General features: G+C 32.6%; 13 protein-coding genes. 11 read left to right on the forward strand and 2 right to left on the reverse strand.

All coding sequences use genetic code 11. The annotated features are described in order from the left end of the window. The first annotated feature begins 4 nt into the window (after positions 1-4). The 4 genes from AABD74_RS13640 to AABD74_RS13655 all read left to right on the forward strand — a co-directional run bounded on the left by AABD74_RS13640 (position 5) and on the right by AABD74_RS13655 (position 5,827). Positions 5-937 (forward strand): type IX secretion system membrane protein PorP/SprF, encoded by a 933-nt coding sequence (locus AABD74_RS13640; RefSeq protein ID WP_232682140.1) that lies wholly within the window; start codon positions 5-7, stop codon positions 935-937. Positions 938-948: 11 nt separating this feature from the next. Continuing rightward, a complete protein-coding gene (locus AABD74_RS13645) occupies positions 949-2,886 on the forward strand; it encodes an OmpA family protein (protein WP_406843200.1) in 1,938 nt (645 codons plus the stop codon). A 252-nt stretch (positions 2,887-3,138) separates the two neighbouring features. Beyond that, a complete protein-coding gene (gene ligA, locus AABD74_RS13650; RefSeq protein WP_232682137.1) occupies positions 3,139-5,142 on the forward strand; it encodes an NAD-dependent DNA ligase LigA in 2,004 nt (667 codons plus the stop codon). Further along, entirely contained in the window at positions 5,132-5,827 is a 696-nt protein-coding gene (locus tag AABD74_RS13655) for a hypothetical protein (protein ID WP_406843201.1), read from the forward strand. Before ligA ends, AABD74_RS13655 begins: the two co-directional genes overlap by 11 nt. Here AABD74_RS13655 and AABD74_RS13660 read toward each other — a convergent pair. Then, positions 5,813-6,724: a bifunctional UDP-sugar hydrolase/5'-nucleotidase gene (locus AABD74_RS13660; protein ID WP_232682135.1), complete on the reverse strand. Its 912-nt coding sequence runs from the start codon at positions 6,722-6,724 to the stop codon at positions 5,813-5,815. The two genes, AABD74_RS13655 and AABD74_RS13660, sit on opposite strands and share 15 nt — an antisense overlap. 167 nt (positions 6,725-6,891) lie before the next feature. Continuing rightward, positions 6,892-7,671, reverse strand: coding sequence for a 5'-nucleotidase C-terminal domain-containing protein (locus AABD74_RS13665; RefSeq protein WP_232682134.1), 780 nt, complete (start codon positions 7,669-7,671; stop codon positions 6,892-6,894). A 46-nt stretch (positions 7,672-7,717) separates the two neighbouring features. Here AABD74_RS13665 and AABD74_RS13670 point away from each other — a divergent pair, with 46 nt between their 5' ends. The 7 genes from AABD74_RS13670 to recN all read left to right on the forward strand — a co-directional run bounded on the left by AABD74_RS13670 (position 7,718) and on the right by recN (position 14,280). After that, positions 7,718-8,230 carry a DUF6913 domain-containing protein gene (locus AABD74_RS13670; RefSeq protein WP_232682133.1) on the forward strand — a complete coding sequence of 171 codons (513 nt, stop codon included), beginning with the start codon at positions 7,718-7,720 and terminating at the stop codon, positions 8,228-8,230. A gap of 16 nt (positions 8,231-8,246) precedes the next feature. Beyond that, a complete protein-coding gene (gene dapA, locus AABD74_RS13675) occupies positions 8,247-9,128 on the forward strand; it encodes a 4-hydroxy-tetrahydrodipicolinate synthase (RefSeq protein WP_406843202.1) in 882 nt (293 codons plus the stop codon). A 139-nt stretch (positions 9,129-9,267) separates the two neighbouring features. After that, a complete protein-coding gene (locus tag AABD74_RS13680; RefSeq protein WP_232682131.1) occupies positions 9,268-10,062 on the forward strand; it encodes an outer membrane protein assembly factor BamD in 795 nt (264 codons plus the stop codon). Between the two features lie 9 nt (positions 10,063-10,071). Beyond that, a complete protein-coding gene (locus AABD74_RS13685) occupies positions 10,072-10,389 on the forward strand; it encodes a DNA-directed RNA polymerase subunit omega (protein WP_007807938.1) in 318 nt (105 codons plus the stop codon). Positions 10,390-10,398: 9 nt separating this feature from the next. After that, positions 10,399-11,613 carry a bifunctional phosphopantothenoylcysteine decarboxylase/phosphopantothenate--cysteine ligase CoaBC gene (gene coaBC, locus AABD74_RS13690; RefSeq protein WP_232682130.1) on the forward strand — a complete coding sequence of 405 codons (1,215 nt, stop codon included), beginning with the start codon at positions 10,399-10,401 and terminating at the stop codon, positions 11,611-11,613. Between the two features lie 69 nt (positions 11,614-11,682). Beyond that, positions 11,683-12,573 (forward strand): DUF4835 family protein, encoded by an 891-nt coding sequence (locus AABD74_RS13695; RefSeq protein ID WP_406843203.1) that lies wholly within the window; start codon positions 11,683-11,685, stop codon positions 12,571-12,573. A gap of 54 nt (positions 12,574-12,627) precedes the next feature. Next, positions 12,628-14,280 carry a DNA repair protein RecN gene (gene recN, locus AABD74_RS13700; RefSeq protein WP_406843204.1) on the forward strand — a complete coding sequence of 551 codons (1,653 nt, stop codon included), beginning with the start codon at positions 12,628-12,630 and terminating at the stop codon, positions 14,278-14,280. The last annotated feature ends 92 nt before the right edge of the window (positions 14,281-14,372 follow it).

Genomic DNA, 14,372 nt, shown 5'->3' on the forward strand with positions numbered 1-14,372 from the left:
CGTTATGAAACTATATATAAAACCATTAGAAACGTATTTAATTTTAATATGTTCTCTTATTACTGTTTGTGCCAGCGCACAGCAAGATCCTCAATATACGCAGTATATGTATAATACAATGGCGGTAAATCCGGCTTATGCCGGATCTACCGGCACTCTCGAAGCCACGCTTTTACACCGTTCTCAATGGGTAGGAATTTCAGGAGCACCAGAAACACAATCGTTTTCCATTCACTCACCGCTTTCAAATGAAAAAATCGGTTTAGGGCTGAGTGTTGTCAATGATAAAATTGGACCTTCAAATGAGTTATACCTTGACGGAAACTTTTCTTATTCATTACCTCTTGGGTATGAAAAAAGATTAGCATTTGGTATAAAAGCAGGTATGAGAATGCTGAATATAGATTGGTCTAAAGGGAGATATTATAATAACAATGATGTTCTCTTAAACCAAAATATAGACAATCAAATGAAATTGGCAGTAGGAGCAGGAATTTACTATTACACAGAAAAATGGTATTTAGGATTTTCTGTTCCAAGTTTTATTTCAAACAACTATTATGATGATGTGCAGGAATCGATAGACTACGATCGTTTGCATTATTATTTAATGGGAGGATATGTTTTTGATTTGAACCCAAATTTGAAGTTCAAACCGGCATTTTTAGTAAAAGCAGTGAGCGGAGCGCCGCTGACTGCAGATGTATCGGCGAATTTTATGCTTTATGAAAAATTTGTTATTGGCGGGTCATATAGAACAGATGATTCAGTAAGTATTCTGGCAGGTTTTCAAATATCTCCAAGTTTTTATCTCGGATATGCATTTGATTACACTGTAAGCCAATTGAATAAATACAACGATGGAACACATGAATTCATCCTGCGTTATACATTCAACAAAGGACAAAGCAAAATTAAATCTCCTCGATTCTTCTAAAAACAAAACATATGAAAAAAATATATATCCTAAGTTTAGTCTTGAGCATTACGTTTAGTTTTGCTCAAAAGACTAATTTAAAGAAAGCCGATGCTTTGTTTAGAAATTATTCATATACAGATGCATCAAAGGCTTACGAAGAAATTTTACAGAATGTTAAAAGTCCGTCAGCACAAACATTAAAAAATGCCGCAGACTCCTATTATTTCATTTCTGATGCAAGAAATGCCCTTAAATGGTATAGAAAACTATACGAAGCTCAGGGCAATAATCTAACCGATATTTACTATCTGAGATATATTCAAAGTATGAAAGCTGTTATGGATTATGAAGAAGCAGATAGAGTAACCAAAGAATATTTAGATAAAAAAGGAGATCAAAAGGAAATAAACCGCTATGTTGCCCAGAAAAAGCAGCTGGATAGTTTAGCGAAAGCAAAACCACTGTATCAAATAAAAAATCTGGATATCAACACCAGTAAATCTGATTTTGGAACCACTTTTTTTCAGGAAAAAATCGTCTTTACTTCGGCAAGAGATACAACCAAGTTTAGCGAAAAACTATACACATGGAACAATCAGCCATTTTTGAATTTATATGTTTCCGAAAGAAACCCGGCAGATGGAAGCCTCTTCAATGAAAGTTTGTTTTTACCAAACGTAATGAGCAAATATCACGAAGCAACAGCCACATTTGATGCAAGCGGAAAAACGATTTATTACACCACTAACATTCTAAAGAAAAACAAATTAGTTGTAGATGGAAATAAAATCAATAACTTTCAGATTGTACGAGGTTCAGTTGTCGATAATAAACTGGAAAATCCGCAAAATGTATTCTTTAACAGCGATGATTATTCTGTAGGGCATCCTTGTTTAAGCGACGACGGCCAATGGTTGTTTTTTGCATCAGATATGCCGGGCGGATTTGGTGAAACGGATTTATATGTAGTAAAAATTGCCGATGACGGAACTATGAGTACACCACTGAATCTGGGACCAAAAATCAACACAATTGGTAATGATCTTTTCCCATATTACAGAAACGGAATGCTTTATTTTTCTTCTGACGGGCATTATGGTTTAGGAGATTTAGATGTTTACGAAAGTAAATTTTTTGCAGACGGAACTTTTTCTACACCAAGAAACCTGGGCGCTCCAATAAACAGTAACAAAGATGACTTTACTTATATCGTGGATAAGTCGGATAGTTACGGTTACGTTTCATCAAACAGAACAGGAGGAAAAGGCGACGATGATATTTATTCTTTTGTAAAAGGAAAACCTGTTTGCAGCCAAAGCATTTCAGGAATGGCAATCGACAGAAAATCTAAACTTCCATTACCGGATGTTACCATAATGGCTTACAATTCTTTTAAAGAAGTATTAGGTGAAGCAAAAACGAATTACGAAGGAAAATATGCCATTGTCGTTCCATGTAATAAAGTGGTTAAAATGATTGCAGCTAAACAAAATTACAGCAGCGATGATAAAACCGTAGAGACAACAAAAGAAAACGAAGGCGAAATTCCAAACGTTAATTTTGAACTCAGTAATTATGACGATTTAGTTGTAAAAAAGAAAGGTGTTGAAAAAGTAGATGTTAACCCAATTTATTTTGACTATGACAAATACGATATTACACCTCTGGCAATCGAAGAATTGGCGAAAGTAGTTTTCATCATGCAAAAATTTCCAAACATCAGAATCAAAATTGAATCACACACAGATTCAAGAGGAAAAGATACTTATAACTTAAAACTTTCTGATAATAGAGCAAAATCAACAAGAGATTATATTATTTCACAAGGAATAGACGCTTCAAGAATCGAAAGTGCCATTGGTTACGGTGAAAGTCGTTTAATCAATAAATGCAAAAATGGAGTAAAATGTACTGAAGAAGAACATTTGTTAAACAGACGCTCCGATTTCATCATTATTCAAAAATAGTACTGTATTTTCAATCTAATTTATTGATAATTAGATTGTGAAATATAGAACGCAAAAACCATTTGGAAGTTGGTTTTTTTAAGATTCTTTTTTAAGAATAATGGACAAGGAGAAAATCAGGCCGCAAGTTTTTGCAGCCTGATTTTTGATTTTATAAAACTTTCGTTTTTTTTAATGTTTTTTGAACCAAAATAATCATAATTTTGATATTCATTTATTTTCAAATCAAAATCAGCATTATTTTAATATTTTATGAATATTCAGGAAACCATCCAAACATTAAGAGACGAACTTAATCAACACAATTACAACTATTATGTGTTGGATAACGCTACAATTTCTGATTACGATTTTGATATTAAACTAAAAGAACTTCAGGATTTAGAAAATAAACACCCGGAGTTTTTCGATGAAGATTCTCCAACACAAAGAGTAGGCGGAACGGTAACAAAAAATTTCAAAACCATTGCGCATCAATACAGAATGTATTCGCTGGATAATTCGTATTCTAAAGAAGATTTAATTGATTGGGAAAACAGAATTCAGCGTGTTTTAGGAAATATAAACCTGCAATATACCTGCGAATTAAAATACGACGGAGCCTCAATCAGTATTTCTTATGAAAACGGAAAACTTGTTCAGGCATTAACACGCGGTGATGGTTTTCAGGGAGATGAGGTTACCAATAACATTAAAACAATCAAATCAATCCCAATCAAATTAAAAGGAGATTACCCTGAAAAATTTGACATTAGAGGAGAAATTATTCTTCCATATGCCGGTTTCGAAAAAATGAACCAGGAATTGATCGAGATAGGAGAAACTCCATATTCAAACCCAAGAAACACAGCTTCAGGAAGTTTAAAACTGCAAGACAGTGCCGAAGTCGCAAAACGTCCTTTAGAGTGTTTGTTGTATTTCGTAACAGGAAATAACCTTCCGTTTGAAACGCAGTACGAAGGATTAGAATTAGCCAGAAAATGGGGGTTCAAAGTGCCAAACGAAGCCAAATTGGTCAATGATATGCAGGAAGTTTTTGATTTTATTGACTATTGGGACATACATCGTCATCAATTACCTTATGAAACAGACGGCGTTGTAATAAAAGTAAACAACATTCATTCTCAGGAAGAATTAGGTTATACAGCAAAATCACCACGCTGGGCAATTGCATACAAATTCAAATCAGAGCAGGTTTCAACCAAATTAAAATCAATTTCTTATCAGGTTGGGCGCACAGGAGCCATTACTCCCGTGGCTAATCTTGAACCAGTTCAATTGGCCGGAACTATTGTAAAAAGAGCGTCGCTGCATAATGCAGATCAAATTGAAAAACTGGATATCAGAATAAATGATACCGTTTTTGTTGAAAAAGGAGGAGAAATTATCCCTAAAATTATTGCAGTTGATTTAGAAAAACGTCCGGAAAATTCAGAAATAACACAATACATTACACATTGCCCGGAATGTCAGACTGAACTGGTCAGAAATATCGGAGAAGCAAATCATTACTGTCCGAATTTTTACGGCTGTCCTCCTCAGATTATAGGAAGGGTGCAGCATTACATTTCAAGAAAAGCAATGGATATTGAAGGACTTGGCGGAGAAACTGTTGCATTACTTTTTAATAACGGATTAGTATACAATTATGCTGATTTATACGAATTAAAAGTTGAGGATATTTTGCATTTAGAAAGAATGGCACAAAAATCAGCCGAAAATTTGGTAAATGGGGTAGAAAAATCAAAAGAAATTCCGTTTGAAAGTGTACTGTTTGCACTCGGAATTCGTTTTGTTGGAGAAACCGTTGCCAAGAAACTGGCCAAACATTATAAAAACATCGACGCTTTAAGCCAGGCTTCTTTAATGGATTTAATTCTGGTTGATGAAATTGGAGAAAGAATTGCCAAAAGCGTAATAGAGTTTTTTGAAAACGAAGAAAATAAAATCATAATTGAACGTCTTAAAAGTTATGGAGTTCAATTTGAAACCGTAGAAAGAATAAACCCAAATGCTACCGAAAAATTTATTGGAAAAACTTTTGTAGTATCAGGAGTTTTCAGTCAATTTTCAAGAGATGAATTAAAAAAGACGATCGAAGATAACGGTGGAAAAGTAGGAAGTTCGATTTCTGCAAAAACCGACTTTGTCGTGGCGGGAGATAATATGGGGCCGGCTAAATTAGAAAAAGCAACTAAATTAAATATTCCTATACTATCTGAAGATGATTTTATAACTAAACTCAATGAAGGCTAATAAACCATCGTTAATTTTATTCTTCCTGGCGTTACTGTTTACAATTATTTTTGATTGGACAGAACAAGATTTCCTTGCAATTTATGCGAAGGCAATAGTTTTGCCTGCCATTTTTATTTATTTTTTAATCAGCAGTGAATTCAAAATCAAGAAAACCGAAAGTTTTATTTTTCTTTTTTGCTTTATAGGTCAGGTTTTTGATCTTATGGATGTTGAGGTTTCTGAAATTGGAGCTGTATTAAGTTTTCTTGTCGTGTATGCCTTAATTATGAAACTTTTTATTGTAGAACACGAAAGAATAAAACTGCAGAAAAAAGATATCCTGCCAATATCTTTAGTAATAATTTTTATTGTTTATCTGCTCATTTCAGTACTCAGTATGAAATTTGACAACACTAAAAGCTTTGATTATATATATATCATCTACGGAATAATTCTAAGTTATATAAGTTATTTCTCTTTTGTAAGCTATATTACAAAAGGCACATTTATAACCCTTTTAATGTCATTAATGACAGTTAGTTATATATTTTCAGATATATTCTACATCTTCAACGAATACTTTTCACAGTCCGTAGTTCTGGTTTTGATACGTGATATTACACAAATTTTAGCCTACTACTTTATGGTCGAATATTTCCTCGAAAAAACAAAAATGCAAAAAAGGGCCTTATACAATAATTGATTTGGCCTGATTGCTGTGTGCTTTATCTTTATCAAAATAAAAATCGATACGCCCTAAATTGATTCCATAACAGCCAACCTGATTGACCAATACATTTTCTCCTGTCTTATTTTTTACAATCGTTGGCTTATCAAGAAAAGTATGAGTATGGCCGCCAATAATTAAATCAATATCCTGTGTAAGCTCAGCCAATTTTAAATCAGAAATTTTCGAAGGTTCATCTTTGTATCTGTATCCAAGATGCGAAAGACAAATTACCAAATCACATTTCTCTTGTTTCTTTAATAACTGCGTCATATCCTGAGCAATTTCAACAGGATTATTATAAACAGTTTCTTTGTATAATTGCTTGTCAACTAAACCCTGAAGCTCAATTCCCAAACCAAAAACCCCAACCTTAATACCATTTTTATTAAAAATTTTATAAGGTTTTACCAGACCGTTCATTACGGTGTTTTTAAAATCATAGTTCGAGCAGATAAACTCAAAACTTGCATGAGGCATTTGAGCATATAAGCCATCAAGACCGTTATCGAAATCATGATTTCCTATTGTTGAGGCATCATATTTCATCATACTCATCAGCTTAAACTCCAGTTCACCGCCATAATAGTTAAAATACGGAGTTCCCTGAAAAATATCGCCTGCGTCTAACAAAAGAACATTTGGATTTTCCTTACGAATTGTTTCAATAAGTGCCGCACGACGTGATACGCCGCCTTTATTTGGATTACGCGGATCATCAGCCGGAAATGGATCTATATGACTGTGAACATCGTTTGTATGCAGAATCGTTAAGTGTTTTATATCGTCATTTCCAAAACTGCTCAATGACAATCCTAAACTTAATAAGGCAGTACTTGCAGCAGTTTTTTCGATAAATTCTCTTCTTTTCATTTTGTATATTTTTTGCGGGAACTTTATATTTTTAGTGTTTAACTTTTTTTAGCCACAGATTAAAAGGATTAAAAAGATTAAAAAATCTGTGCAAATCTTTTTAATCCTTTTAATCTGTGGCTAAAATTTTTACGCATATAGAAAAAAATGTAATAAGCTCTTGTCTTTTATTCTTCTGTAATACGAATATCTCTAGGAATCGGAATCGTATCGACTTCTTTAAAATAATCAATCAACAGATTTCGAAGCTTATAATTCAAATCATATTTCTGAATATTTTTTGCAAAAAAACTCATGTTATCGCCGCCATTTGCCAAATAATCGTTTGTAGCAACATAATATGTTTTATTTACATCAAGTGGTTTACCCTGAATCATAATATTTTTTGCCGTATTGTCTTTTGCAATAGTAAAAGTCATTCCAGACAAAGGATGCGGTTTTTTCTCTCTTATAATATAAGAAGTAATCTCTAAAATCTGATCTCCTTTTAAAGCCAGGACAACCAGATTATTTTCAAAAGGCATAATTTCAAAAGCAGATCTTGTCGTTACATTTCCTTTTGGTAAAATTGCCCTGATACCGCCATGATTTAAAAAGCATAAATCAACATTTTTATTTTCGCGGGTTTTAAAAACTTTATTACCTCTTTCTAAACAAACATCGGCCAATAAATTTCCAATAGTGGTCTGCCATTTTCCTGTACTTTTGTCTAGTGTTTCAGGACAATAAGCAAGAACACTGTCTAAATCTTTATTAATATGATCTCGATAAGGCTTAATAAATTTCTCAATTTCGGGAGTTTGTGCACTATTTTCTGCAACAGGAAGCTGTTTTCCTTCTATCTTCGTTAAATTATAATTCTTGGTGCAGCAGGAAAATATTGAAATCAGTGTTAAGAATATAACAAAAAGTTTTAAAAATCGGTTATACTTTTTTAGTTTTACCATTTTAAATGCGGCTTAAATAATTAATTTTGTAATTCGTAAAAGTACTATGTTTTTAAATTATATAAAGGAATTTTTTGTAAAAAAATCATTAAAAAATAACTTAAAAACTATCAAAGACGAAGTTTTTACCAGTAATATACAAACCGTTGGTTTGTTGGTTGATGAGAGTGAATTTCGCCATTCTAAAGAGTTAATAAAAGAACTTTTGATAAATGGAATTGCTCCAGAAAACATAAAAGTTGCTGCGTACAGACGTAAGTTCGATAAGAAAAAAATGTATTCAAGACCTACTTTCGGTAAAAAACATATCGATTGGAGAGGGAAGGTTACAGAAGTTTTTTTAAATGAATTTATTGATACAGAATTTGATCTTTTGATTAGTTATTATGAAGAGGAAAACTCTATTTTAATGATGATAACAAGTAAATCAAAGGCAAAATTTAAAGTAGGATTTTCTTCAGTCGACGAAAAATTAAATCGATGGATGATCAATACTGCGATGGCTGAGTATAAACTTTTCATTACTGAATTGTTTAAGTATTTAAAAAGTATAAAATAAAATTATAAATCAAAATATGCAATCATTAATAGGAACTGGTGTTGCGCTTGTAACCCCATTTAAAAAAGACTTTTCAGTAGATATTGAAGCCTTGCAGCGTGTCGTTAACTTTTCGATTGATGGAGGAGTTGAATATCTTGTTGTTATGGGAACAACAGCAGAAAATGCTACCTTAACACAAGAAGAGAAAGAGTTAGTTATCAGCACCGTAATTGATGTTAATAAAGGAAGACTGCCATTGGTTCTTGGAGTTGGAGGAAATAACACCATGCAGATTGTTGAAGAATTAAAAACAAGAGATTTTTCTGCTTTTGAGGCGATACTTTCAGTTTCACCATATTATAATAAACCAACTCAGGAAGGTATTTATCAGCATTTTAAAGCAATTGCAGAAGCATCTCCAATTCCTGTAATATTATATAACGTTCCGGCAAGAACATCAAGCAATATGCTTCCTTCAACCGTGGTTCGTTTAGCAAATGATTTTAAAAACATCGTAGCAATAAAAGAAGCTGCGGGTGATATGGCACAGGCATTAAAACTTATAAAAAATGCACCAAAAGATTTTCTGGTAATTTCTGGAGACGATATGATTGCTTTGCCTATTGTTTTAGCTGGCGGTGCTGGTGTAATTTCAGTAATAGGACAAGGTTTTCCAAAAGAATTTTCAGAAATGATTCGCTTAGGACTCAATAAAAAAGCTGTTGAAGCGTTTAAAACACAATACTTTTTATCAGATTGTATTGATATGATTTTTGAACAGGGAAATCCTGCCGGAATCAAACAAATCTTTCAAGCTCTTGGTATTGCTGAGAATGTAGTTCGTTTACCACTGGTTTCTGTAGATGACGCTTTAGCGGCAAGATTAAATGAGTTTGTAAAAAACAGCATTAAATAATTGTTAAAGTGTTAGTATTATAAGATACTAAAAAATTATTTTGCAGTCGCTAAATTAATGACTAAATTTGCACCCGAAAGCTTCGGTGTGATTTTTACTTTGGCATAATGTCTAAGAAAATCATAATAAAAGTAAATAAATGAAAAAAATAGTATCTCTATTAATTGTTGTCGCCCTTTTTTGTTCTTGTAGTGATTACCAAAAGGCATTGAAAAATGAAGATGTTGCGGCAAAGTTCGAAGTGGCGACAAAAATGTACGAAGCGGGCAAGTATAATAAAGCAATTCGTCTTTTTGAACAATTAGCGCCAACATATAGAGGTAAACCTCAGGCTGAAAAACTTTTTTATATGTTTTCACAGTCTTATTACAAAACAAAACAATATTATCTGGCAGGATATCAGTTTGAAAGTTTTGTTTCAGGATATCCACGAAGCGAAAAAGTACAGGAATGTGCTTATTTAGGAGCTTACAGTTATTCAAAATTGTCTCCGGTTTACAGCTTAGACCAGACAGATACAGTAAAAGCCTTAGAAAAATTACAGGCATTTATTGATAACTATCCAAATTCTGAATATATCGCTCAGGCAAATGAAACTGTGCAGGTTTTGAATGGAAAATTAGAGAAAAAAGCATACGAAAATGCTAAAGGATACAATGAAATTTCAGATTATAAATCAGCTCTGGTAGCTTTTGATAATTTTATAGCTGATTTTCCGGGAACTCCTTTCAAAGAAGACGCTTTGTTTTACAAATATGATTCAGCATATAAATTAGCAATAAACAGTGTTCCTGCAAAAATGGAAGAACGTTTAAATATTGCAAAAACAGCTTACGCAAACTTAATTAAGTTTAAAAGCGATACAAAATATAAAAAAGAGGCAGACGAAATGAATGCCAGAGTTGAAACGGATTTACAAAAATATACTAAATAAAAATAAGTCATGGATTTAAAAAAGACGAATGCTCCTGTTAACACAATAACTTACAATAAAACAGTTATTGAAGAGCCAACAGGAAATGTGTATGAAGCAATTACCATTATGGCTAAAAGAGCAAACCAAATTAATTCTGAAATTAAAAAAGAATTAACAGAGAAATTAGAAGAGTTTGCAACTTACAATGACAGTCTTGAAGAAGTTTTTGAAAATAAAGAACAAATCGAAGTTTCTAAATTTTACGAAAAATTACCAAAACCACACGCTTTAGCTGTTCAGGAATGGTTAGACGGAAAAACTTACCACAGAGGTTCAAACAAATAATATAGTATAATGTCAGTTTTAAACGGGAAAAAAATTTTACTGGGAGTCTCTGGTGGAATTGCAGCCTATAAAACAGCCTCATTAGTACGACTTTTTATAAAAGCAGGTGCACATGTCCAAGTGATAATGACACCTGCTTCTAAGGATTTTGTAACCCCGCTTACGTTATCTACGTTATCAAAAAATCCTGTACATTCCAGTTTCTTTAATCAGGATGATGAAGATGCTGTATGGAACAACCACGTTGAATTAGGCCTTTGGGCCGATTTGATGCTGATTGCTCCGGCAACAGCAAATACATTGTCAAAAATGGCAGTAGGAAATTGCGATAATCTTTTAATTGCAACATACTTATCGGCTAAATGTCCTGTTTATTTTGCTCCCGCAATGGACTTGGACATGTACAAACATCCCTCTACAATTTCTAGTTTTAATGCTTTAAAGAAATTCGGCAATACAATTATTCCGGCTGAAAAAGGAGAATTAGCAAGTGGTTTATCCGGAGAAGGCCGAATGGCTGAACCAGAAAATATTATAGCTTTTCTTGAAGCAGACTTAGAAAGTAAACTACCCCTTAAAGGAAAAAAAATACTAATTACTGCAGGTCCAACATACGAAGCAATAGATCCCGTACGTTTTATAGGAAATCATTCTTCTGGAAAAATGGGATTTGATATTGCAAATGCAGCCGCAAATCTTGGGGCTCAGGTTGTTTTAGTTTCGGGGCCAACACATTATAAAGCTAAAAATCCTTCGATTGAAGTTATAAATATAATGTCAGCGCAGGAAATGTACGATGCTTGTCACAAACATTTTAATGATAGTGATGCAGCAATTGCAGCAGCAGCCGTAGCAGATTACAGACCCAAAGAAGTTGCGTTACAAAAGATTAAGAAAAATGCAAGTGAGTTTTCGATTGAATTAGAGAAAACAAAAGACATTTTGTCCTCTTTAGGAGCTATTAAAAAAAATCAGTTTTTAATAGGCTTTGCCCTTGAAACAGAAAATGAAATTGAAAATGCTAAGCTGAAAATCCAGAAAAAAAACTTAGATTTGATAGTTCTAAATTCTTTGCAGGATGAAGGTGCCGGTTTTAAACAAGAAACCAATAAAGTAACATTTATTGATAAAAATTTTAATATCGAACCAATGGAATTAAAATCGAAAGAATTTGTAGCTGTCGATATTTTAAACAAAGTGGTTTCGCATTTTTCAAAATCATAAAGATTTAAAATATTTTATAAAAAGTAAGAATAGTTGTTCTATTTTTGCGGGTAATAAAATTTTATTTGTATGAACAAAATAGTTACACTTTTCGTATTTTTTATTTTTGGCTTTACTCAGGCGCAGCAGCTAAATTGTACAGTAACTATCAATACTGAAAGGCTTCCTACACCAAATCAGCAGGTTTTTAAAACGCTGCAGGCATCTTTGTCTGAATTTGTAAATAAAACAGACTGGACAGGATCAGGATCTGCTTTAAAACAGCATGAAAGAATTAATTGCTCAATGTATATTACATTGTCATCCTATAGTTCTGACCAGTTTACAGGAACTATTCAGGTGCAGTCTTCAAGATTAATTTACAATTCGACTTATTCTTCGCCAGTTCTAAATTTTAATGACAAAGACTTTAATTTTAGATACACAGAATACGAACCATTATTGTTCAATCCATCTGTTTTTGAATCGAATTTAGTATCTGTAGTATCTTTTTACAGTTACATAATTTTGGGTATGGACGCTGATACCTTTCAAAGTGGTGCCGGAAATCAATATTTTGAAACGGCTCAAAACATTGCAAGCGTTGCTCAGCAAGGCGGATTTAAAGGATGGAGTCAGACAGACGGACTTCAAAATCGTTATTATTTAATAACAGATATGCTTTCTCCAATGTATACTGATTTACGTCAGACAACTTTTTTATATCATACAGGTTTAGATACTATGAGCAATGATTTAAAAGGAGCAAAAGAAAAAGTAAAATCTTCTTTATTACTTATTGGAAAAGTTAATTCAGTTAGGCCAAATGCATTTTTAACCCGCGTATTTTTTGATGCAAAATCAGATGAAATAGTTTCTGTTTTTTCCGGAGGCCCAAGTATTCCTGTTACGGACTTAACCGATATTTTGAATAGAGTTTCGCCTTTAAATAATTCAAAATGGTCGCAAATTAAGTTTTAAAAACTTAATTTTTTTTCCTTTCTTCGTAGCACTTTATTTTTATAATTTCCCTTTATGATAACTTCACTATCGATTAAAAATTATGCTCTAATTGAAAAGCTTTCTATTGATTTTTCAAAAGGTTTTTCTATAATTACAGGTGAAACAGGTGCAGGAAAATCGATTATTTTAGGAGCAATTGGACTTGTTTTAGGAAAAAGGGCAGATTTAACTTCATTAAAAAACAAAGAAGAAAAATGTGTTATTGAAGCACATTTTGAAATTTCTAAATACAGCTTAAAAGATTTTTTTGCAGAAAATGATCTCGATTATGAAGATGAAACCATAATTAGACGTGAAATTTTACCTTCAGGAAAATCAAGAGCGTTTATAAACGACAGTCCGGTAAACCTTCAGGAATTACAGGATTTGAGTCTTTTTTTAATCGATATACATTCGCAGCAGCAAACCCAGGAATTGTCTGATGAAACGGTTCAATTTAAAATAATTGATGCTATTGCTGATAATTTTGATACAATTCTAACCTATCAAAATCTATTAAAAGTTTATAAATCAGAGAAATCAAAATTAAATGCTTTATTAAAAAAACAAAGTGATTCAGGAAAAGAGCAAGAGTACAATACTTTTTTATTGAACGAATTGGTTTCGGCTAAATTAAAATCTGGAGAACAGGCAGAATTAGAAGCTGATTTTGAAAAACTGAATAACGTCGAAATTATAAAAGAATCAATTGATAAATCGCTTGTAATTGCAAATGAAGAGCAGTTTGGTGTATTTCATAATCTGAATGAAATTAAAAATGCACTGCAAAAAATTGCGCCGTTTTCGGCAGAATATCAAAACTTTTTTGAACGAATCACCAGTATTTCTATTGAATTTGATGATGTTTCAAAAGAATTGCAAAACGCTTCTGAAAAATTATTAAACGATCCGGAGCAATTAGAATTAGTAAGTCAAAAACTGCAGTTAATTTTTAATCTGCAAAAAAAACACCATGTTAATTCTGTAGACGAATTACTTCAAATTCAGGCAGATTTAGGAAATACACTTTTAGAATTAGATAATATCGAAGAAGAAATCGAAACCTTATCGAAATCAATCGAAGAAAAAGCAACAGAATTAGATGCTTTTGCAGCAACAATTCATCAAAATAGAATAAATGCAATTCCGGTTTTATCAAATCAGCTAATATCGATTTTAGAAACATTAGGAATGCCAAATGTTCGTTTTAATATTGAACTTTTACCATCTGAAACTTATTTTCAAAACGGAAAAGACGAATTACAGTTCTTATTTTCAGCCAATAAAGGAACTGATTTCGGTTTATTGAAAAAAGTAGCGTCAGGCGGGGAAATGTCTCGTATTATGCTGGCAGTTAAAGCAATTTTAGCACAGTATTCAAAATTACCGACCTTAATTTTTGATGAAATTGACACCGGAGTTTCGGGAGAAATTGCCATTAGAATGGGAGAGATTATGAAAGAAATGAGTGCCAAAATGCAGATTTTTGCGATCACACATTTACCGCAGATTGCAGCAAAAGGAGATTCGCACTTCAAAGTTTCTAAAGCCACAATAGGCGATCATACACAGTCAGAATTAAAGTTACTGTCTCAGGACGAAAGAGTTATAGAAATTGCTCAAATGTTATCCGGAGCAGTCGTTTCAGATTCGGCTTTAAATCACGCCAAGGCCTTGTTGAACTAAAGAAATACTTTATATTTGTCATCGAAAAATAATTAAACAAACATAAATAAATCGTCGTTTATCCTGATTAATGGCTGATTTATGAGTAAATA

The organism is Flavobacterium soyae (assembly GCF_045348165.1).
GTDB lineage: Bacteria > Bacteroidota > Bacteroidia > Flavobacteriales > Flavobacteriaceae > Flavobacterium > Flavobacterium soyae.